A 21,153-nucleotide genomic window follows, 5' to 3' on the forward strand; every position below is an offset into this window, starting at 1 on the left:
TTGGTGAACGCTGGATCGGTCGGCGCTCGCCGCATCGACGAGAATTTCGTTCAGGAGTCCCGCCAATGCGGCTGCGGATGAGAAGTTGGATGCTGGGTCTGGCGGCAGGCGTGTTCCTGTCGGCGACGGCAGGCGCGGCGTTTGCGCAATGCACGACCGGCTGCACGCCCCCGCCGCCTCCCGGCTGTGGCAGCGGCGGCGGTGCGGGTTGCGGCGGTGGCGGCGGAAACGGCGGCGGCAATGGATGCGGCGGTGGCGGCGGCAATGGCGGCTGTAATCCCGGAACGCCTGGCGGTCCGGGCGGACCCGGTGGTCCCGGCTGCGGCAATGGCGGCGGCGGCGGTTGCGGTCCCGGAGGCCCCGGCAAGCCGGGCTGGCCCGGTCACGGCGGCAATTGGAACAACAATAACAACTGGAATAACAACAACAATTGGAATCAGAACAATAACTGGAACCAGAACCAGAACATCAACGTCAATGTGAACGTCAACAACAACGGCAACTCGAATTCCAACGCCAGCTCCAACTATCTGCGCGCCGGTTCGCGCAGCGCCGTAAATGCGCACAGCTGGATGGGTTCGAACGGCCTGGGCGGCGGTGGCGGGTCGGCCTATGTGTCGGTGGATCAGCCCTATCCGACGACGATCCAGGGGCTGGCTGTCGAGGGCGTGATCGCCCAGACGGTGCGCACGCCCTTCACCGCCTTCCGCCGCGAAATGCGGCGCGTGGTGATCCAGGCCGTCTGCATCGACGACCGTCAAATTCCGCACCCGGCGTCGCAGGTGCGCCCGGATCGCGAGATCGGTGAAGACTATAATGGCGAACTGTATCGCTGCCTGGCGGGGACGTGGCTGCAGGCCACGATCGCCGACTATGATGGAAACATCAGCTTCGACAACGGCACGACCCTGACCTGCCGCAAGCATGAATCCCTGTGGTTCGGCGAGGGCGGCCAGCTGGTCTGCCGTCCCGAAAAGCCAGAGCGCGACTGCAACGAGCGTTCCCTGCTGCGCCGCTATGGCGCGGGCGTGAAGATCCTGACGATGTATCGTGAGGAGGAATACACCGAATACCGCGAGGAACAGGTTCAGAGCGCTGGCGTCATCACCGGCACGATCACCCTGGACGGCGGCGTCGGCGGCCGGGTGTTCTGAACGAAAGCCTGACAGGCTCGTTCAGGCGCCGATCAGGCGCGGGATGAGAAGATAAGACCATCGGCTCTCCGTCGATGATCCTGAAGACTGGCCCCGGTTCACGATTGAACCGGGGCCTTTTCTTATGGCCTGAGGCTTACTGAGGCGTCCTTATTGCGTGGGGGCCTTGTCGGAGACGATCTCGGCGCGCCAGGCGGTCGTGGGCTTCAGGTATTCATTGGCCAGGCGTTGCAGATCGGCGGCGGTGACCGCCTCGACCGTGGCGATCTGGCTGCGGGTCTGGTCCAGTGACGCGGGATTGGACTGGGCCTCGGACAGCTGGATCAGCCAGTAGGTGTTGTCGGCCATGCTGCGGCGCAGACGCTCGACCGCCGGGCGGCGGGCGCGGTTCAGTTCGTCTTCGCTGACCGGCTTGTCACGCAGATCGGCGGCGATGGCGTCTACGGCCGTGAACAGCTTGCTCAGGTTTTCCGGGGCGACCTCGGCCGACACGGACACATAGCCATAGCCGGGGAAGACGTCCGAGGTGGTCGAGCTGGAGCCCGGCGAATAGGCCAGACCCTGTTTCTCGCGGATGTCCTCGTTCAGACGCAGCTGCAGCACGTCGGACAGGATGCTCAGTTGACGCGCGGTGGTGCGGTCGTTGATCTGGTCCGTCGTGGGCCAGGCGATGAAGGCCAGGGCCTGCTCCGCAGGACCGCTGTGGGTCAGACGCACGGGGGTTGCGGTCGGCGCGGGGAAGCGGCGTTCAGCCGAACCGGGCAGGGGCGCAGGCGCCGGTCCGCGATCCGGCAGGGCCGCGAAGGTCGAGCCGACGGCGGCGATCACCTGGTCCACATCGACGTCGCCGACGACCGTGATCTCGACCGGGCCGTGGGCCAGGGCGGCGTGGACGCCCGTGCGGATGTCCTCGATCTTCATGGCCGCGATCTCGGCTGCGGTCGGGGTGACCTCGCGCTTGTCGCCTGAGGCCAGCAGGCCCGAACCATCACGCTGGAAGACGCCGCGGGGGGTGGCGTCCAGCTGGGCCAGGATCTGCGGGAACATGGCCTTGGTCTGTTCGAACGGGGCGGCGCGCAGGCCGGGATCGGTCAGATAGGCGGCGAGAAGCTGCATCTGCAGCTGCAGGTCTTCGGGGCGGGTGGCGCCGGTGAAGGTGTAGGAATCGCCGCCCTGGGCGACATTGGCGCTGAAGACCTTGCCGCTGAGCACGCGGGTCAGTTCATCGACGCTGAGCTTGCCCGTGCCGCCCGGACCCATGACGGTTGAGGCCATCGAAAGGGGCGAGAGGCGATCGGCGGGCAGACCCAGTTCGCCAATGCCGGTCGAGGCGCTGATGACGATCTGGTTCTCGCGGAACTTGGTCGGCTTGATGTTCAGCAGCGTGCCGTTCGGGAAGCGGACCAGGGTTGCACCCAGATCGGCGACCTCGGTGCGCGACGCCGGGACGGCGGCGGCGCCGAAGTTGGTGTAGGGCCATTCCAGCGCGGCCTGTTCGGCGCGGGCGGTGACCGGAACCTGACGCGACGCCTGAAGTGCGGCGGTGACGGCGGCCTCACCACCCTCGACCTCGACGGGGCTGGAGAAGAGCAGCAACGGACCCTGACCCTCGAAGACAGGGCGCACGGCGGCGTTGACCTGATCGGCGGTCAGGCCGCGCACGGCCTGTTCGAACAGGTCAAGCGAGGTCTGGGGCGAGTTGAACACGCGGTCGTCGTTGACGGCGCCCAGCAGGCTGTTGGCCAGGGCGGGGGTCGAACGGGTGGCGGCGGTGGCGACGGCGTTCTGCAGGCCGGTGCGGGCGTCGGTGATCTCGCGCTGAAGCTCCGCCTCGGTGACGCCGAACTGGGCCAGACGGCGGCTTTCCTGCTCGGCGGCGTCCAGGGCGCGCTTCCATTCGCCGGGGTTGAAGGCGACGGCCAGGGTTCCTGCGTCCAGACTGCGGAACAGGGACTGGTAGCTGGCGCCCGCGCCGACGAAGGGCGGGTTGTCCTCGCGCGCCATCTCGCCCAGACGGCGGTTCAGCACGGCCAGACCCAGGTTGCGGCGCAGGGCCTCGGAACGTTTGGCGGCGGTGTCGGGCGACAGGTCGGGCGTCTTGATCCAGTTCAACTGGATCGAGGACTGGATGCCGGGTTCCACGATGATGCTGGTTTCCGGCTGGCGCGGGGCGACCACGCCCAGATCCGGCTGGGGGCCATCCGACGCCTTGGGCGTCCAGGAGGCGAAGGCGTTGCGGATCTTGCCCTCCATCGCGTCCAGATCAAAGTCGCCGACGGCGATGAAGGTGGCGCGCGAGGGGCGGTAATAGGCGTCGTAGAAGTCGACGAACAACTGGCGCGGCGCGGTGCGGATGATGTTCAGGTCGCCGATCGGCAGGCGTTGCGACAGGCGCTGGCCGGGCGCCAGCAGGCCCAGCTGGGTCTTCAGCACGCGCAGCTGCGGCGAGTTGCGGGTGCGTTCTTCGCCGACGATGACACCGCGCTCGGAATCGATGTCGGCCTCGTTCATCAGGGCGTCGGACATCATTTCGCGCATCACATGCAGCGAGGTGTCGACCGTTTCATCCTGGGTGTTGGGCAACTCCAGCACATAGGCGGTCTGGTCGAAGCTGGTGAAGGCGTTGGTGTCGGCGCCGAAGGCCAGGCCCAGCCGCTCCAGGATGCGCAGCATCTCGGTTTCGGGGATGTCCTTGGTGCCGTTGAAGGCCATGTGCTCCATGAAGTGGGCCAGACCCTGTTGGTCGTCGCGCTCCATCAGCGAACCGGCCGCGATGCGCAGCCGGAACGAGGCCTGATTGGGCGGGGTGGCGTTCTTCAGAAGGGCGTAGCGCATGCCGTTGGGCAGTTGGCCGAAGCGGACGGCGGCGTCGGCGGGAATGTCGCTGGCGGCCTGGGCCCAGGGCGAGGACGGCTGGACTGCGGCTGCGGAAGAGGCGGCGGGGGCGCGCGTCGACTGGGCGAAGGCGTGACCGGCTCCGGCCCCAGCCGCCAGTCCCGTGGCGAGAGCGACGCTGGACGCCGCAACAAGTAGAAGATGACGCGCAGAACGCATGAGCCGCTCCAGAATCTGCAACCTCAGATGAGGCGATGAATCCGCACTAGGGCAGGGGCGGGGGCGGAGCAAGGCGGATCGCGCGTTCGTCCCTTTTGACGCAAGGGGCTTTGGCGGGCGTCAGGCCATAAGGCCAAGCGTGGCCGCAACCCCTGTGATAGGGTCGCCGGACGGTCGGCGAGACGGCCGGTGTTGCTGGCTTGCAGGAGACCGACGTGCAGATCGCGGTTCTGACCTTTGACGGATTCAACGAGCTGGATTCCTTCATTGCGGCAGGGATTCTGAACCGGATGAAGGCCAAGGGCTGGCAGGCGCAGATCACGTCGCCGACGCCGGAAGTGACCTCCATGAACGGCGTCACGATCCAGCGTCAGCAGCCGCTGGAGTTCGCAGCCACCGCCGATGCGGTGCTGATCGGCAGCGGGATCAAGACGCGCGAACTGGCGGCGGATGCGGGCCTGATGGCCCAGATCCGGCTGGACCCGACGCGTCAGATCATCGGGGCGCAATGTTCCGGCACGCTGATGCTGGCCAGGCTGGGTCTGGTCGGAAACCTGCCCGCCTGCACGGATCTGACGACCAAGCCGTGGGTGATCGAGGCCGGGGTGGATGTGCTGGACGCGCCGTTCGTGGCGCACGGCAATGTGGCGACGGCGGGCGGCTGCATGGCTTCGCAATATCTGGCCGCCTGGATCATCGCGCGGCTGGGCTCGGTCAAGGACGCCGAGGAGGCCATCCACTATGTCGCCCCGGTGGGCGAGAAGGCCGCCTATGTCGAGGGTGCGCTGGGGGCGGTGACGCCGTTTCTGCCGGTCAGGTCGCCCGTCGCAGCCTGACCGGGTCTGGCCCTAGTTGCCTGAGCCGGAGATGAAGAAGGTCGCCGAGTTGCCGATGGCGTTGGCGCCGACGGCGACGTTGCGGTTCGGCTGGGCGATGTTGACGTTGGTGGTCGCCGTCACCGCGCCGTTGTTGACCTGATTGTTGTTGAAGTTGATCTCGCCGCCGCAGTTGGAGCACGCGTAGCCCGTCACGCTGTTGCCGATGGCGTCCGAGCTGACATAGCTGTCGTAGCCCTTGACGCCAACGTAGGTCGCCGTGGCCTCGACGCCGCCCGAGTTGATCTGGGTGTTGTCCAGCTTCAGGTAGATGTCGTTGTTGCCGGCGATGACTTCGTTGGCGACGGCGCGGGCGTGGACGGCGGTCTGGCCCTGCAGATTGGTCTGGGCGCGGGCGTCGGCGATGACGCGGCCTTCGTTGGTCTGGTTGGTGCGGGCCAGCATGGAGCCGCCGGCGTTATAGAGCGCGGCGCGGTTGGCGTTGGCCTGGGCGCGGGCGGCCAGGTTCCAGCCGTTGTCGACATAGATGTCGGTGCGGGCTTCTACCGTCGAGGGATTGTTGACCTGATTGACCGTCAGGTTCTGGTGCGAGGCGCCGGTGGTGTTGGTCTGGACCGCGTTGGCCGCCGCCTGAGAGTCAAAGGCCATCGGCGCGGGGATGTATTGAATGTCGGCGACCGTCTCGGCGAAGACGGTGGTCTGGCTCTGCTGGTTGACCGTGCCGGTCAGGACGGCGGAGGGGCCGCCGATCAGGGCGCTGTTGGCGTTGGCCGCAGATGTGACCTCGCCGCCTTTCAGGATGTGGGTCGTGGGGCCGTGCAGATTGGTGCGGGCGCTGACGTTGTCGCCGGTCGCCGTCTGGGTCGAGTTGACGTCAAAGGTCGCCTTCTCGGTATAGACCTGGGTGTAGTTGCCGGTCGCCTGGGTGGCGGAATTGACGAAGCCGTCAGTCACGCCGTTGAGGTTGGCGTTGGTCTGGGCCGTCACAGGCGCGGTCAGGGTCTGGCGCGAGATCAGGGCGCCGGCGGTGTCGCGGATTCCGCCCATCAGCACATTGCCGCCCGCGCCGTTGGACACGTTCAATTGGCCGACCGCCACGTCGAGGTTCACCTCGGCGATGATGCGGCCGTTCTGGGTCTGATCGTTCGTGCAGGCCGAGCCCGTTTCCGGCGGGCAGGTGGGGACGGCCTGTGCGCTCGCTGTATTAGCGAGAGCGGCGAACGTCGCCGTCGCGGCGATCATGCCAGCGAGACGGATCGGCGCGTGTCTGGCCATTGTTGGTGTCCGTGGTTGGGTAGGCTGGATAGAAGCCGCCGGTCGGTCCGACCGTGGAATCACGCAGCGGGTCATTGGCGGGGTTCAGGCAGATTTCGGGGCCAGGGGCGCCGTACAGATTGGCCATGAACTCGACCGTGGCGCGTTCGACCAGGGCGCGGACGGCCAGTTGTGTCGGCTCCATGCCGCCGGTGCCTGCGGAAATGTCGAAGACGTTGCCGCTGAGGAAGTCGAACACCCCCGCCGAGATTTCACGGCCGATGATCTGCTTCTGATAGGAGACGACATCGACCACCTCCAGCGTGGAGGTCTGGACCAGACGCAGGTCCATGGCGATGTTCATTACATAGATGCGGCCGTTCAACAGGGTCGAACCTGGGCGTTTGCTGTCGATCTCGCCCTGGGCGGCGTCGAAACCGGCCGAGCGGATGTTGTAGTTCACCTCGGTGATGCCGCCGACGACATAGAAGTCGGAGCCCGGAACCTGACCAGCCAGGATGCGGCGGTATTGGGTGTCTTCCGGTCCCTGGGCGTTGGGGGCGTTGTCGCCGATCAGCTTGTTGTTGGCGTAGCGCAGCTCAAGCTCGGACACCGAAGTGTCGTAGCGTTCGACGATGCGGGCGCCGGCCTTGGCCAGGGCCGAGTTGGCCATCAGGGATGCGCCGCCGGTGATCTGGCGGCCGCCGTCAGCCGAGACGGTGCCGGTGTAGTCGCTGATCCGTCCTACGGCCATGCGCGGCGAGGGCAGGTTATAGCGACGCGCATAGTCGGCCAGGCAATACAGGGCCGCCGAATAGGGCGTCGGGTTTGCCGTGACGGGCGCGTTGCCGATAGGCGTGGCGTAGAGACCCGACGGCCCGGCGGTCGGGCTGACACAGCCTGCCAGCAGCAGGGCGGATGCGGCGGCGCCGGCGACGCTGCGAATAAGGGTGCGGCGGATCATGGCAGGTTGATGTTTCCATTCAGGCTGGTGCCTGCGTTGACGGCGCCGTTGTTGGTCTGGGTGGAGTTCACGATGACCACGTTGTTTCGGCCCTGGACCACGACATTCAACTGGTTGCCGATGGCGGTTGAGCCGCCGATGGTCGTGCCGTTGCGCGATCCGCCGCCTGCACCGGCGTAGGCCGAGGCGGCTCCGCCCGATTCCCGCGAATAGGACGAGGCCCCGGACTGGATGATGCCGTCGACGATCAGGCGGTTGCCGTTGGCGTCGCGCGTCGAGCCGGTTGTCTGGGTCGAGGTCGCATTGCGCGCGCCGCCGTACCCCTGCTGGAAGCTGGAGGCGCCGGCTGAGCCGTAGTTCTGGGCCAATGCGACTGTCGGGGACAGAACGGCGATCAGCATTGCTGCGATCGGAATCAGCCTCTTGGCGGGCATTCTGACGTCTCCTAACCCACGGGGTCGAACTCGGGCCGAGAACAGGACCCAGCCCACAACCTGCGTTAAGGTTATTAAGAACCGCTTGATGTGAGCGGGGGCGCCGCGCATTTGGTGAATATGGCCCGACAAAACAGCCGATTCGACACACCCCAGCCGCATGAGCCGATGTTCAACGTGCCATTGCCGGTGCTGTTGATCGCGCTTTCCATGCCCGTGTTGTTCTTTTTCCAGCAGCAATTGCCTGACATGGGGGCCAGCATGGCCTTTGCGCCCGCCGATCTGGAGCAGGGCCGCTGGGGCGGCCTGTTCACCTCCATGCTGCTGCACGCCAACTGGACGCACGCCCTGATGAATGCGGTTGCAGCAGTGGCGTTCGGGGCGCCGGTGGCCCGTCTGTTCGGTGATCGGATCGGGCCCAGCGTGTTTCTGCTGTTTTATGTGTCGTGCGGGGTGCTGGCGGCCCTGGGCTATGGGCTGATCCACTGGGGATCGCCCAATCCGATGGTGGGGGCGTCCGGCGCGGTGTTCGGCTTGATCGGCGCGGCGACCCGCCTGCTGGGCGCGCACGGCCGGGTGCGCCCCCTGTTCGACAAACGGGTCATCGCCATGTCCCTGGCCTGGATGGCGGTCAATCTGTTCACCGGCGTGGTCGGCTATATGCCCGGCGCCGAAGGCGCGCAGATCGCCTGGGAGGCCCATGCGGTCGGGTTCGTGGTCGGAATTCTGGCCATCGGCCCGCTGGGGCGGCTGTTCAAGCGCGGCGTGCTGATCGAGGAGGAGGCGGCCTGATTGCGGCGTTTTCAATCCGGGCGGGTGGGTCGGTTTGATTTCGTCCGCCGCCTGAGCGATCATCCCGGTTGAGCGGCCCTGTCGCCATTCCGGCCCTGCGGTCGTCTCTTTCACACAGAGAGAGAAGGGAGCCGCGATGTTTGTCGCCGAGATCCTCAAGACCAAGGGAAACGCTGTTTTTTCCATTACGCCGGATGTGACGGTCGCTGAGGCCTGTCATGAACTGGAGCAGAAGCACGTAGGGGCGCTGGTCGTCTGCGACGGGGACCGTATCGCAGGCGTGTTTTCAGAGCGTGACGTCGTCAGGGCGGTGGCGGCGGACGGGGCGGCGGCCCTGACCCGCACGGTCAGTAACTATATGACCGCAAAGGTGATCTACGCCGAAGCCTCTGAACAGATGTCGGCGCTGATGAACCGCATGACTGACCGCCGCATCCGGCATCTGCCGGTGCTGACTGATGGTCGACTGGCGGGGGTGGTCTCCATCGGCGACGTGGTCAAATGCCAGATCGCTGAACACGCCCAGGAGGCGGAAAGTCTGAGAACCTATATCGCGGCGGGTTGAACCCCCTTGCCAGCGCGGGCCTGTTGCCGTTGAAGGCGCGATCAGCCGGGCGCGGGTTCCGGCAAGGGATATCATAGATGTTCAGTCTTCTGAACCTCCAGAGCCTGTTCGGCCTGGTTGTCATTGTCGCAGTCTGCTGGGCGATCTCGGAAAACAGACGGGTCTTCCCGTGGAAGCTGGCGATCGGCGCCGTGCTGGTTCAGGCCGGTCTGGTGCTGGTGCTGTTCGGCATTCCGGGGTCGCGCGTCGTGCTGGACGCGGTGACCAACGCCATCGACGGCCTGGCCAAGGCGACGGCGGAGGGGACGCAGTTCGTCTTCGGCTATCTGGGCGGCGGCGCCCAGCCCTATGCCGTGGCGGACCAGAACGTGCTGTTCGTCTTCGCCTTCAATGTGCTGCCGCTGATTTTGGTGATCTCGGCCCTGTCGGCGCTGTTCTGGCACTGGAAGATTCTGAAGTGGCTGATTCGGGGTTTCGGTTTCCTGTTCCAGCGGACCATGGGGTTGGGCGGGGCGTCGGCCCTGGCGGTTGCGGCCAATATTTTCCTGGGCACCATCGAGAGCCCGATCGTCATCAAGGCCTATCTGGACAAGCTGAGCCGATCGGAAATCTTCCTGATGATGACCGTGGGCCTGGCGACTGTCGCCGGTTCGACCATGGTGGCCTATGCGACCATTCTGGCCCACGTCCTGCCCAATGCGGCTGGCCATGTGCTGGTCGCCTCGATTGTTTCGGCCCCCGCCGGGGTGTTGTTGGCGCGGGTGATCGTGCCCGAGACCGACAAGCAGGCGGTCCAGAAGATCAGCTATGATTCCGCCCTGAAGTACGACAGCGCCATCGACGCCATCTCCAAGGGCACGTCCGACGGCCTGATGGTGGTGCTGAACATCTCGGCGGTGCTGATCGTGTTCGTGGCCCTGGTGGCCCTGGTCAATGTGATGCTGAGCGGGTTCGTGGTGTTTGGCGAGCCTCTGACGGTAGAGCGGATTCTGGGCGTGGTGTTCACGCCCCTGGCCTGGTTGGCGGGCGTGGACGCCAAGGAGGCGGGGCAGGCCGGCAAGCTGCTGGGCGTCAAACTGACCCTGACCGAATTCAAGGCCTTCATCGAACTTGGCAAGATTCCGCTGGGCGACATGAGCGAGCGCACGCGGATGCTGATGACCTACGCCCTGTGCGGATTCGCCAACATCGGCTCGGTCGGCATCACTGTGACCGGCCTGTCGGTGCTGATGCCCGACCGTCGCGAGGAGGTGTTGAGCCTGATCTGGAAGGCGCTGTTCGCGGGCTTCCTGGCTACTTTGATGAGCGCCGCCGTCGTCGGAAGCTTGCCAGCGGCGGTATTTGGGCAGTAGCGTTTCTAAAAACAACGGAGACGTTCTGATGAAGCTCTACACCTCGCACCGCGCGCCCAACCCGCGTCGCGTCCTCTGGGTCATGGCCGAGAAGGGGATCGAGGATGTCGAGATCGTCGAGCTGGATCTGCTGTCAGGCGCCCACTATCAGCCGGAATACCGCAACAAGGTGGGCGCGCCCCATGTGCCCGCGCTGGAGCTGGACGACGAGACGACCATTTCGGAATCCATCGCCATCGCCCGCTATCTAGAGGCGCTTCATCCCGAGCCGAACCTGTTCGGGAATGACCCGCGTGAGCAGGCGGTGATCGAGATGTGGATGCGGCGCTGCGAGATCTATCTGGCCAATCCCATGATGATGGGGGTGCGGTTCAGCCATCCGGCGCTGGCGGCGCTGGAGGCGCCTCAGCCCGAGGTGGCGCAGTACAATCTGGGCAGCGCCGAGAAGTTCATGAAGACGCTGGACCGGCGTCTGGCCGAGCGCGAGTTCATCGCCGATCGGTTCAGCATCGCCGACATCGTGGCCCTGGTCGGGCTGGAGTTCGGGCACCTGATCAAATACCGCCCGCCCGCAGAGTTTGAGAATCTGGCGCGCTGGATGCAGGCGTGCAAGGCGCGGCCTGCTTCGAAGGCGGGCGCTTGATCAAGGTTAATCAATGGTTGATATTCGTCTTTCAACACCTGCCGACGCCGCCCGTGTCGTTGAAATCTGGAACCGCGCCGTCGACGCCACCCATGACTTCCTGACCCCGCAGGACCGGGCCGCCATCGGCGCCGAGGTCGAGGGATTCCTGCCCGCCGCGCCTCTGGTGCTGGCGGTGGATGCCGACGATCGGCCGCTGGGCTTCATGCTGGTGGACGGGTCGCATATGGAGGCCCTGTTCATCGATCCCGACAGCCGGGGGCAGGGCGTAGGGCGCGCCCTGGTCGCTTACGCCCTGGCCAGCCAGCCGGAGTTGACGACCGATGTGAACGCGCAGAATGCCCAGGCGGTCGGCTTTTATGAGCGGATGGGGTTCGCCGCCAAAGGCCGCTCTGATCTGGACGGGCAGGGACGACCCTATCCGCTGATCCACCTGCGTCATCAGCAGGTCTGAGCGACGAAGCGACTTTCATTACAGAAAGATAAGGTCGACCGCAGCATCCGTAAGCACGGTCCGGCGCCTCTACCCCGCATAGCGTGAACATCACGCCTGTCAGTGGTTCCATAGTGTCCAAATCTGTTTTTTGCGGCGGTCTGCGTCTGGTCGCCGCCGGTTTCTGTTTGCTCGCCATCACCGCCACGCCCGTCCTGGCGCAGGATGCGGGGCGGATGGATCAGGTTGTTCGTGCGGCGGCGGACAAGGATGAGTTTTCCGGCTCGGTCCTGGTGGCGCGCGACGGTCAGATCCTGCTGGACCGGGGCTATGGGCTGGCTAATCGCGAATGGTCGATCCCCAACGACAGCGCCACCAGGTTCCGGCTGGGGTCTGTGACCAAACAGTTCACCGCCGTGGCCATCATGCTGTTGAACGAGCGCGGGCAGGTCGATCTGGATGCGCCGGTGAAGACCTATCTGCCCAATGCGCCAGCCGCATGGGACCGGATGACGGTGCGCCATCTGCTGACCCATACGGCGGCTCTGGCCGACTATACGCGGCTGGAGGATTTCGAGGCGAAGAAGACCCTGCCGACAACGGCTGAAGCCCTGATGGCGAGGTTCAGGGACCGGCCGCTGGCGTTCCAGCCGGGCGAGGGGTGGGCCTATTCCAACTCCGGCTATGTGGTGCTGACGGCCATCATCGAGAGGGTCAGCGGCCAGACCTATGCCGACTTCGTGGTGCAGAACCTGTTCCACCCGCTGAACATGGGCGACAGCGGATACGACAGCCATGACGTCATCCTGCCACGCCGTGCTTCGGGCTATACGCCCAGCGGCGAGGGGGTGATCAATGCGGCCTATGTGGATATGAGCGTGCCGCAGGGGGCGGGCGGCCTCTATTCCACGACCCATGACCTGTTGAAGTGGGAGCAAGGGCTGTTCGGCGCGCGGCTGCTGAAGCCGCAGTCGCTGGCGATCCTGACCACGCCCTACCGCAACAACTACGCCCTGGGTCTGGAGGTCGCCAAGGACGGAGATGACACGATCATCAGCCATTCCGGCGCCATCGACGGGTTCAACACCTATCTGGCCTATGACACCACGAACCGGATGACGGTGGTGGTGCTGGGCAATCTGAACGGCGCGGCCCCGCTGAAGCTGGGCGGGGAGCTGATGACCCTGGCGCGGGGTGGGGCGGTGACCCTGGCCGATGAGCGGCAGGCGGCGGCGATGTCGGCGGATGCGCTGGCGGCCTATTCGGGCGTCTATCAGGTCGCGCCTGGCTTCGCCCTGACCCTGAAGGTGGCGGACGGGGTGCTGACGGCGCAGGCAACGGGGCAGAAGCCGGTCGCCCTGACGCCGGAGACGACGGACGCCTTCTTCGTCGAAGCCATCGACGCCCAGATCACCTTCACCCGCAATGCGGCAGGCGGGATCGAGGGGCTGGTGCTGCACCAGGGCGGGCGCGAAATGCCCGCGCCGAGGCAATAGGCCCATCGCCGCCCGCCTCTGCACAGAGGGCGGGCGGCCACGCGTTTTCGCCAAACTGCGCCACGCCAAGGTGCTTAATCCGGGGAACCATTCGCGCCCGCCAAGCTTGACTAGGCAGCAGCTTATCGGAGGACGGATGCTTAGACCTATCGCACTTGTGGCCGTGTGCGGCCTGTTGACGGCCTGTAATGCGGGGACGTCGCTGTCCAGTGGAACCCAGACCTTCAACGCCGGGGTCGGCGACGCCGTGCAGGCGCCGCTGGAAGACCTGAACCTGAAGCGCGAGGAAATCCCTGAGGTTCTGTTGCAGGCGCGGGGCGCGCCCTATGCGGTGACCGGCTTGGGACGGTGCGCCGCTATCGGCGCCGAAATCGCACGCCTGGACGAGGCCCTGGGGCCGGACATCGACGTGCCGACAAGCGGCGACGGCGAGGCGCTGGATCAACAGGCGGCGGGCGCCGCGCTGGACGCCGTGCGCGATACGGCGACCGACTTCATTCCCTTCCGCAGTTGGGTCCGCCGCCTGAGCGGCGCCGCCCAGCACAGCCGCGAAGTCCAGTCCGCCATCCGCGCCGGCCTGGCGCGTCGCGCCTTCCTGAAAGGCATCGGCCAGCAGAAGAACTGCGCCCCGCCTGCCGCGCCCTATGGGTTCAAGACGCGACGGTGAGGGCGATCAGCGCGGCGTGAACTTGCGGATGACGCCGGAGAAGGTCATCAACAGGCGTTCTCCGGTGTTGATCTGGCCGCGCACGAAGATCAGACTCTTGCCGGCTTTGGTGACCTGGCCGGTGGCCTCGATCAGTTCGCCGACATAGCCGCCGTCGATGAAGGTGCTGTCCAGTTGGACGGTGACGCCGGATGCGCCCTCCATCTCCTGATAGGCGATCTGGAACATGGCGATGTCGGCGAAGGTCATCAGGCAGCCGCCGTGCATCCGCCCGCCTGCGTTCATGTGCTTCTGCTCGGCGCGGAAGGCGCAACGCATGTGACCGTCGGGGTCCAGCTTGCCGTAGAAGGGCCCGACCACCACGTCGAAGGTGTCGTGCAGGTCATAGGTCTGCCAGCCGGCGAATTCGCCCTCGGTGACGGTGATTTTCTTCGGCATGGAAGACTTGGCCTTACTTCTGGTCGTGCAGTGCAGCATATAGGCCCAATGAGCGATCCGATCGAAACCGCAATTTTGAACAAACTGGCTGCAATCGGCCCCGGCAAGAGCATCGAGCCTGCCGAAGTGGCCAAAGAGCTACAGCCGGAGCAATGGCAGCGGATGCTGCCCAAGGTGCGCGCCGTCGCGCTGCACCTGATGCGTCAGGGCCAGTTGACCATCACCAAGAAGGGCAAGCCGGTCGATCCGGACAACTTCCGCGGCGTGACGCGCTTGCGCCAGCCGACCGAAGAGGAAACGGCGCTGGCCCTGAGCCGCCGCCCGCCCGTCGTCGACGAGGGTGATGACGACTGACCTCGAAGAGGTTCTGAACGACATACGCGCCTGCCGCGCCTGCGCAGGCGTGCTGCCGCATACGCCGCGCCCGGTCGTCCGGGTGTTTCCACAGACGCGTCTGCTGATCTGCGGACAGGCGCCGGGGCGGCGGGTGCATGAGAGCGGCCTGCCGTTCACCGATCCGTCGGGTGACCGGCTGCGGGACTGGATGGGCGTGGATTACGAGACCTTCTATGCCGATCACCGCATCGGCGTGGCGGCGCAGGCCTTCTGCTATCCGGGGACGGCGCCCAAGGGTGGCGACTATCCGCCGCCGCCGCGCTGCGCCGAACTGTGGCGACCGCAGTTGATGGATGCGCTGCCGCGCATGGAACTGACGCTGCTGGTTGGGAGCTATGCCCAGACCTGGGCGCTGAAGGGCCGGACGAAGCGGAACATGACCGAGACTGTGCGTGCGTGGCGGGAATATGCGCCGGATGTGCTGGTGCTGCCGCACCCGTCGTGGCGCAATACGGCCTGGCTGAGAAAGAACCCGTGGTTCGAGGCGGAGGTTGTTCCGTATCTGAAAGAGCGGGTGCGGGGGATTCTGGTTTGAACATGCGCGCCTTGGCGGTTGCGGCCGGGATCGCCGTCGCCTTGACCCTGTCCGCCTGCGCCACGCCGCATATCCAGGCGCCGCTGACGCCGCCCGCCGGGTTCACCGGGCCTCACGTCGAGGATCGGGCGCTGGTGATGTCGGACGGGGCGCGCCTGCCGCTGATGCGGTGGTCGCCCAAGGATCAAGAGCCGTGGGCGGTGATCGTGGCCCTGCACGGGATGAACGACCATGCGGCCTCTTTCCGGCTGGCTGGGCCGTGGTGGGCCGAGCAGGGGATCGAGACCTGGGCCTATGACCAGCGCGGCTTCGGCCAGGCGCCCGGACGGGGCGAATGGGCGGGCGAGGTGCGGATGACCGACGACGTGCGCGAGGCCGTCGCAATGGCGCGCGCCCGCTATCCTCAGGCCGTGATCGCCGTGGTGGGCGAAAGCATGGGCGGATCGGTGGCGGCGGCGGCGTTCGGATCGGACCGGCCGCCGAACGCGGACCGGGTGGTCTTCCTGTCGCCCGGCGTCTGGGGATGGTCGGCGCAAGGCTGGCTGAACAGTTCGGTGCTGAATGTCGCCGCGCGGGTCGCCGGACCGGTGGCGGTGGAGCCGCCGTCCTTCATCGCCAGCCGCATCGTCGCCTCGTCCAACTGGCTGGAACTTTACCGCAACGGCCGCGATCCTGAGAGCCTGCTGTCGACGCGGTTCGACACCATCTATGGGCTGGTCGACCTGATGGAGAGCGCGTCGCGGAAGGTCGGTCTGTCGCGCACGCCGTCCATCCTGATGTACGGCGCCCATGACGAGGTGGTGGAGAAGGGGCCGATGCGGCGCGCGCTGGATCAGGTTCCGGCCGGATCGACGCTGCGGACGGCCTTTTATCCCGACGCCTGGCACCTGCTGAACCGCGATCTGCAGGCCGAGGTGGTGTACCGCGACGTGGCCGCCTTCCTGCGCGACCCGCAAGGCGCCTTACCGTCGGGCGCCCAGCCTGTGCTGCCTGAGCTTGAGAAGCGGGCGCGCTGACTGGTCGGCGCGGGCGTCGAACGGCGCTCTTTAGATAAAACTGTGCATTGTTGCGCTGCAACAGGGGTGAGATCGCGCGCCGTGGGGCTGTGCCGTGAAATTGTCGTGCTTGAAGCCTAATCGCTGCAGGCCTAATGTCTGGGCAAGAATAATATTACCCTGGGAGGCCCTGCTATGGGCATGACACTGTTCGATTCGCCGTCGTTCGCGAACCATGAGGGCGTTCACGCCTTCTTCGACGAGAAAACCGGCCTGAAGGCGGTCGTCGCCGTTCACTCCACCGCACGCGGCCCAGCCGTCGGCGGCACGCGAATGTGGAACTATGCGTCCTCGGCCGAGGCGCTGGAGGACGTGCTGCGTCTGTCCAAGGGCATGAGCTACAAGAACGCGGTCGCGGACCTGGAAATGGGCGGCGGCAAGTCGGTGATCATCGGCGACAGCCGCACTCAGAAGACGCCTGAGCTGTTCCGCGCCTTTGGCCGCGCCGTCGATACGCTGGGCGGCGTCTATTACGCCGCCGAGGACGTGGGCGTGTCGGTCGCCGACATCGCCGAGGCGCGCAAGACGACCTCGCGCGTCCTGGGCCTGAAGGACGGGCCGGAAGCCTCGGGCGACCCCAGCCCGGTGACGGCTGAGGGCGTCTATCGCTCGACCCTGGCGGTCGCGCGTCGTCTGTTCAAACAGGATGATCTGACCGGCCTGACCATCGCCATGCAGGGCGTGGGCCACGTCGGCGGATACCTGGCCGACAAGCTGGCGGCTGCAGGCGCCAAGCTGGTGATGACCGACGTCAACACCGCAACCCTGGCCGAAGTCGCCGCCCGCACGGGCGCCGAGATCGTTGCGCCCGACGCCATCTATGACGTCAAGGCCGACATCTATGCGCCGTGCGCCCTGGGCGCGACGCTGAACCCGCACACGCTGGGCCGGATCACCGCCAAGGCCGTGGTCGGCGCCGCCAACAACCAACTGGCCACGCCGGAAATCGGCCGCATCCTGTTCGAGCGCGGCGTGCTGTATGCGCCCGATTACGTCGTCAACGGCGGCGGCATCATCAATGTGGCGGCGGAAATGAACGCTCGTCAGACCAAGGGCGCCTTTGATCCGGCCTGGGTCGAGAAGAAGCTGTCGCGTCTGATCGAAACCTTCGACGAGATCCTGGAGCGTTCGGCCGTCGAAAACCGTCCGACCCACGAAATCGCCGACGCCATCGCCGAAGCCCGCATCGCGGCGGCGGCTGATGAAAAGCTGAAGCAGGCGGCGTAACGCGCGCCGAAGCCTTTCCCTCCCCGCAGGGAGAGGGAAAGGCGGTTTGGGGCATGTTCGGCGCCTGAGGCGATCTTTGTAACCGTCTCTTAACGCGGCATTTACCATATGGGCGGCATTTTCTGCCTAGCGGGTCTGCGTTGGTCTCCCGCCAGTTTTGGGGCGGGGACGCGTGGGCGGTTTCACCGAGGCGTTGCAGAAGTTCGGGATCGGTCGTCTGGCTGCGGTGCTCGGCGTCGCCGCGGGGGTCGCCGCCGTGCTGGTCGCCGTCATGCTGCGGATGGGGCAGTCGCCGGACGCGCTGCTGTATTCCAATCTGGATCTGCGCGAAGCGGGTGAAATCACCGCCGCCCTCCAGCAGGCCAACATCAAATATTCGTCCAAGGGCGACGGCTCGACCATCATGGTCAACCGCGATCAGGTCGGCGAGGCCCGGATGCTGGTCGCCGGCAAGGGGCTGGTGACCACGGGGTCGGTTGGTTACGAAATCTTCGACAACCAGTCGGTGCTGGGCCAGACCGAGTTCCAGCAGCAGTTGAACGAGCAGCGCGCCCTGCAGGGCGAGTTGTCGCGCACCATCATGTCGATGCGCGGCATCACCGCCGCCCGCGTCCACATCACCCTGCCGCGCCGTGAGATGTTCTCGTCCGCCGCCTCTGACCCCACAGCCGCCGTTCTGGTGGGACTGGGCGGGCGCGACCTGTCGGGCGATCAGGTGCGGGCGATCCGCAACCTGGTGGCCTCGTCCGTGCCGAACCTGAAGCCGGAGCGCGTCACGGTCGCCGACCAGAACAACCGCACACTGGCGGCCGGCAATGAGGGCGACGAGTTCTCGTCCGCCTCGGCGCTGGAGACCAAGAACACGACCGAGGCCCAGCTTCAGGCGCGCATCAAGGACATCGTCGAAGGCGTGGTCGGCGTGGGCGCCGCGCGCGTTCAGGTGTCGGCCGACATCGACCGCAGCCGTTCGACCACTCAAGAGCAGAAGTACGATCCCGACGGCCAGGTCGTGCTGTCGACCTCGACCAACGGTTCGCTGTCGCAGAACAATCAGGCCCAGCCTGACGGCGCCGTGTCCGCCGCCAACAACATGCCGGGCGGGGCGGGCGATCCGATCCAGACGGGCGAGCGGTCCAGCCAGAACGCCGAGATCACCAACTACCAGAACTCCAGCACCACAACGACGACCACGCGCGAGCCGGGCGAGGTCAAGAAGCTGTCCGTCTCGGTCGCCGTCGACGGACGCTGGACGCCGCCTGCGAACGGCAAGGGCGAACCGACCTATGCGCCGCGCACCGCCGAGGAGATCGCACAGATCAAGTCGCTGGTGGCCGCCGCCGCCGGTGTGGACGAAGCGCGCGGCGACAAGATCGAGGTGCTGAACGTCCGCTTCAACCGTGACCCGGCGTTGGGCGGCGGACTGGACGGCGCGTCGTCGATGTTCAACTTCTCCAAGAACGACATCATGCGCGGGATCGAGCTGCTGGTGCTGCTGCTGACCGCCGGGCTTCTGATCTTCTTCGTTCTGCGTCCGCTGTTGAAGACGGTGGGCGGCGGTTCGAACCTGCCGGCCCTGGCGGGTGACGGCGTGCCGGTGACGGCGCTGCAGACCACCCTGGTCGGGCCGGACGGCCAGCCGCAACTGGCGCATCTGGCGTCGCACAGCGAGATGGACCACAAGATCGACATCGCCCGCATCGAGGGTCAGGTGAAGGCGTCCTCGGTCAAGAAGGTCGCCGACTTCGTGCAGAGCCATCCTGATGAGGCCACGAGCATCCTGCGCGGCTGGGTGTCCGAAGGCTGATGGCGAAGCTGGTCAACAAAAAGGCTGCGGTCGATGACGCCGCGAAGCTGACGGGGCCTGAAAAGGCGGCCGTCATCCTGCTGGCGCTGGGCGAGGAGCACACGGCGCTGTGGGAGCGGCTGGACGACGAAGAGGTCAAGGAGGTCTCGCAGGCCATGTCCACCCTGGGCACGGTCAGCGCCGAGGTGGTCGAGAGCCTGATGCTGGAGTTTGTGTCGGGCCTGTCGGGCTCCGGCTCGGTCATGGGAAGCTATGACCAGACGCAGCGGATGCTGTCCGCCTTCCTGCCCAAGGACCGCGTCGATGGGCTGATGGAGGAGATCCGCGGTCCCGCCGGGCGCACCATGTGGGATAAGCTGGGCAATGTGAATGAGGCGGTCCTCGCCAACTATCTGAAGAATGAATACCCGCAGACGGTGGCGGTGATCCTGTCCAAGGTGCGTTCCGACCACGCCGCCCGCGTGTTGACCAGCCTGCCGGAGGACTTCGCCCTGGAATGCGTGCAGCGGATGCTGCGCATGGAGCCGGTGCAGCGCGAGATTCTGGACAAGATCGAACAGACCCTGCGCAACGAGTTCATGTCGAACCTGGCCCGCACCTCCAAGCGCGACAGCCACGAAATGATGGCCGACATCTTCAACAACTTCGACCGCCAGACCGAGGCCCGCTTCATCGGCGCGCTGGAGGAGCGCAGCCGCGAATCCGCCGAGCGCATCCGCGCCCTGATGTTCGTGTTCGAGGACCTGTCGCGGCTGGACCCCGGCGGAGTGCAGACCCTGCTGCGCGGCGTCGAGAAGGATCAGCTGGGGCTGGCGCTGAAGGGCTCATCGGAAACCCTTCGCGAGATGTTCTTCTCCAATATGTCCGAGCGCGCGTCCAAGATCATGCGCGAAGACATGGAATCCATGGGGCCTGTGCGTCTGAAGGACGTGGATGCGGCCCAGATGGCCATGGTGCAGGTGGCCAAGGATCTGGCGGCGCGCGGCGAGATCATGCTGGCCGGCCAGGGCGCCGACGACGAGTTGATTTACTGACATGGCCCACTCCCAACCTCGTCCCTTCATCTTCGACACCGAGTTCGACGCCGACGGTGGCGTCGTGCATCCTGGCGCGTGGAAGGCGCCCAAGCGCAGCTTCCTGCCCGCCGAGGTCGACGCCCTGGTGGCGCAGGCGCGGCTGGAGGCCCGCGAACAGGCGCTGAGCGAGGTCGAGCACGTCCGCGCCATGGCCCTGAGCCACATCGCCCAGTCCACCGCCCAGGCCATGACCATGCTGAAGAGCGTCGCCCAGGCGCACCGCGAACAGTCGGCTGATCTGGCCATGGCGGCGGCGCGGGCCATCGGCGGCGCGGCGCTGGCCAGGTTCCCAAACGCCCCGCTGAGGGCGGCGCTGGAGATGCTGGCGCAGGAAATCGACGCATCGCCGCGTCTGGTGATGCGCGGTTCGGGTCTGGATGAGACGGCGCGCGCCCAGATCGAGCAGGCCTGCGCCGACAGCGGCTTCACCGGCGTGGTGGCCTTCCGCGACGAGCCGGGCATGGCGCCTTCGGCCTTCCAGCTGGAATGGGCGGACGGCCGCGCCGAACACGATCCTCAAGGCTCCGCCGATCGCGTCGCCGAAGCCCTGACCGCCGCCCTGGCCGCTGAAGCTGGCCATGGCGAAACCCTTTCAGCCGACCGGAGCGAATTCTGATGGCGTCCGAAGACCTGGCTCTTGAGGAGTTCGCCGCCTCCACCGAACTGACCACCCTGGACGAGGGCGGGGACAAGACCGCCGCTGACCTGGCCACCGTGTTCGACGTGCCGGTCAACATCTCGGCGGTGCTGGGCAAGTCGCACATGTCGGTGGCCCAACTGCTGAAGCTGAACAGGGGCTCGGTGCTGGAGCTGGACCGCAAGGTCGGCGAGGCGATCGACATCTTCGTCAACAATCGTCTGGTCGCGCGCGGCGAGGTCGTCGTCGTCGAGGACCGGCTGGGCGTCACAATGACGGAAATCGTCAAGGCGGAGGACGGCGGCGCCTGAGTGATCGGGGCGACGCGTTCGAAACAGGAT

At 66.2% G+C, this 21,153-nt stretch carries 22 protein-coding genes; 17 read left to right on the forward strand and 5 right to left on the reverse strand.

Annotated features, from left to right (window positions below; genetic code table 11):
- Nucleotides 1–65: 65 nt before the first annotated feature.
- Nucleotides 66–1,154 carry a hypothetical protein gene (locus JKF87_RS18210; protein WP_236261030.1) on the forward strand — a complete coding sequence of 363 codons (1,089 nt, stop codon included), beginning with the start codon at nt 66–68 and terminating at the stop codon, nt 1,152–1,154.
- A 150-nt stretch (nt 1,155–1,304) separates the two neighbouring features.
- Here JKF87_RS18210 and JKF87_RS02365 read toward each other — a convergent pair whose 3' ends face one another.
- On the reverse strand, nt 1,305–4,208 hold the full coding sequence (locus JKF87_RS02365; RefSeq protein ID WP_201096905.1) for a M16 family metallopeptidase: 2,904 nt from the start codon (nt 4,206–4,208) through the stop codon (nt 1,305–1,307).
- Nucleotides 4,209–4,423: 215 nt separating this feature from the next.
- Between JKF87_RS02365 and JKF87_RS02370 the strand changes: the two genes are divergently transcribed.
- Nucleotides 4,424–5,044 (forward strand): DJ-1/PfpI family protein, encoded by a 621-nt coding sequence (locus JKF87_RS02370; RefSeq protein ID WP_201096907.1) that lies wholly within the window; start codon nt 4,424–4,426, stop codon nt 5,042–5,044.
- A gap of 12 nt (nt 5,045–5,056) precedes the next feature.
- On the opposite strand, the gene hfaD is transcribed toward JKF87_RS02370, so the two are convergent.
- Genes hfaD through hfaA form a run of 3 tightly spaced genes read right to left on the reverse strand, consistent with a single transcriptional unit; the run spans nt 5,057 to nt 7,696 of the window.
- Nucleotides 5,057–6,319: a holdfast anchor protein HfaD gene (hfaD, locus tag JKF87_RS02375; RefSeq protein ID WP_236261031.1), complete on the reverse strand. Its 1,263-nt coding sequence runs from the start codon at nt 6,317–6,319 to the stop codon at nt 5,057–5,059.
- Nucleotides 6,249–7,262, reverse strand: a complete 1,014-nt coding sequence (gene hfaB, locus JKF87_RS02380) for a holdfast anchoring protein HfaB (RefSeq protein ID WP_201096909.1) — start codon at nt 7,260–7,262, stop codon at nt 6,249–6,251. The genes hfaD and hfaB overlap by 71 nt, the downstream gene beginning before the upstream one ends.
- Entirely contained in the window at nt 7,259–7,696 is a 438-nt protein-coding gene (gene hfaA / locus JKF87_RS02385) for a holdfast anchoring protein HfaA (RefSeq protein ID WP_201096911.1), read from the reverse strand. Before hfaA ends, hfaB begins: the two co-directional genes overlap by 4 nt.
- A 120-nt stretch (nt 7,697–7,816) precedes the next feature.
- Between hfaA and JKF87_RS02390 the strand changes: the two genes are divergently transcribed.
- The 7 genes from JKF87_RS02390 to JKF87_RS02420 all read left to right on the forward strand — a co-directional run bounded on the left by JKF87_RS02390 (nt 7,817) and on the right by JKF87_RS02420 (nt 13,644).
- The gene (locus JKF87_RS02390) at nt 7,817–8,488 is read left to right on the forward strand and encodes a rhomboid family intramembrane serine protease (RefSeq protein WP_236261032.1); all 672 of its coding nucleotides are present in this window, start codon (nt 7,817–7,819) and stop codon (nt 8,486–8,488) included.
- 136 nt (nt 8,489–8,624) lie between these two features.
- Complete coding sequence (locus JKF87_RS02395; RefSeq protein ID WP_201096913.1) at nt 8,625–9,053, forward strand: CBS domain-containing protein; 429 nt, start codon at nt 8,625–8,627, stop codon at nt 9,051–9,053.
- Between the two features lie 77 nt (nt 9,054–9,130).
- Complete coding sequence (locus JKF87_RS02400) at nt 9,131–10,405, forward strand: NupC/NupG family nucleoside CNT transporter (protein WP_201096916.1); 1,275 nt, start codon at nt 9,131–9,133, stop codon at nt 10,403–10,405.
- 28 nt (nt 10,406–10,433) lie between these two features.
- Entirely contained in the window at nt 10,434–11,048 is a 615-nt protein-coding gene (locus tag JKF87_RS02405; RefSeq protein ID WP_201096918.1) for a glutathione S-transferase family protein, read from the forward strand.
- Nucleotides 11,049–11,061: 13 nt separating this feature from the next.
- Nucleotides 11,062–11,502 carry an acetyltransferase gene (locus JKF87_RS02410; RefSeq protein WP_201096920.1) on the forward strand — a complete coding sequence of 147 codons (441 nt, stop codon included), beginning with the start codon at nt 11,062–11,064 and terminating at the stop codon, nt 11,500–11,502.
- A 113-nt stretch (nt 11,503–11,615) separates the two neighbouring features.
- Nucleotides 11,616–12,977, forward strand: coding sequence for a serine hydrolase (locus JKF87_RS02415; RefSeq protein ID WP_201096922.1), 1,362 nt, complete (start codon nt 11,616–11,618; stop codon nt 12,975–12,977).
- 136 nt (nt 12,978–13,113) lie between these two features.
- A complete protein-coding gene (locus JKF87_RS02420) occupies nt 13,114–13,644 on the forward strand; it encodes a hypothetical protein (RefSeq protein ID WP_201096924.1) in 531 nt (176 codons plus the stop codon).
- Nucleotides 13,645–13,650: 6 nt separating this feature from the next.
- Here JKF87_RS02420 and JKF87_RS02425 read toward each other — a convergent pair whose 3' ends face one another.
- On the reverse strand, nt 13,651–14,082 hold the full coding sequence (locus tag JKF87_RS02425; RefSeq protein WP_201096926.1) for a PaaI family thioesterase: 432 nt from the start codon (nt 14,080–14,082) through the stop codon (nt 13,651–13,653).
- Between the two features lie 48 nt (nt 14,083–14,130).
- On the opposite strand from JKF87_RS02425, the gene JKF87_RS02430 reads away from it, so the two are divergent.
- From JKF87_RS02430 to fliN, 8 genes are all read left to right on the forward strand, one after another.
- The gene (locus JKF87_RS02430) at nt 14,131–14,436 is read left to right on the forward strand and encodes a DUF3253 domain-containing protein (protein ID WP_201096928.1); all 306 of its coding nucleotides are present in this window, start codon (nt 14,131–14,133) and stop codon (nt 14,434–14,436) included.
- A complete protein-coding gene (locus JKF87_RS02435; RefSeq protein WP_201096930.1) occupies nt 14,426–15,013 on the forward strand; it encodes a uracil-DNA glycosylase family protein in 588 nt (195 codons plus the stop codon). Before JKF87_RS02430 ends, JKF87_RS02435 begins: the two co-directional genes overlap by 11 nt.
- A 2-nt stretch (nt 15,014–15,015) precedes the next feature.
- Nucleotides 15,016–16,029: an alpha/beta fold hydrolase gene (locus tag JKF87_RS02440; protein ID WP_201097237.1), complete on the forward strand. Its 1,014-nt coding sequence runs from the start codon at nt 15,016–15,018 to the stop codon at nt 16,027–16,029.
- A 180-nt stretch (nt 16,030–16,209) separates the two neighbouring features.
- The gene (locus JKF87_RS02445; RefSeq protein WP_201096932.1) at nt 16,210–17,295 is read left to right on the forward strand and encodes a Glu/Leu/Phe/Val family dehydrogenase; all 1,086 of its coding nucleotides are present in this window, start codon (nt 16,210–16,212) and stop codon (nt 17,293–17,295) included.
- Nucleotides 17,296–17,467: 172 nt separating this feature from the next.
- Nucleotides 17,468–19,099 (forward strand): flagellar basal-body MS-ring/collar protein FliF, encoded by a 1,632-nt coding sequence (gene fliF, locus JKF87_RS02450; protein ID WP_201096934.1) that lies wholly within the window; start codon nt 17,468–17,470, stop codon nt 19,097–19,099.
- Nucleotides 19,099–20,133: a flagellar motor switch protein FliG gene (fliG, locus tag JKF87_RS02455; RefSeq protein WP_201096936.1), complete on the forward strand. Its 1,035-nt coding sequence runs from the start codon at nt 19,099–19,101 to the stop codon at nt 20,131–20,133. The genes fliF and fliG overlap by 1 nt, the downstream gene beginning before the upstream one ends.
- A 1-nt stretch (nt 20,134) precedes the next feature.
- Entirely contained in the window at nt 20,135–20,791 is a 657-nt protein-coding gene (locus tag JKF87_RS02460; RefSeq protein WP_201096938.1) for a FliH/SctL family protein, read from the forward strand.
- The gene (gene fliN, locus JKF87_RS02465) at nt 20,791–21,123 is read left to right on the forward strand and encodes a flagellar motor switch protein FliN (RefSeq protein ID WP_201096940.1); all 333 of its coding nucleotides are present in this window, start codon (nt 20,791–20,793) and stop codon (nt 21,121–21,123) included. The genes JKF87_RS02460 and fliN overlap by 1 nt, the downstream gene beginning before the upstream one ends.
- Nucleotides 21,124–21,153 lie beyond the last annotated feature (30 nt).

It is taken from the genome of Brevundimonas nasdae, assembly GCF_016654005.1.
Classification (GTDB): domain Bacteria; phylum Pseudomonadota; class Alphaproteobacteria; order Caulobacterales; family Caulobacteraceae; genus Brevundimonas; species Brevundimonas nasdae.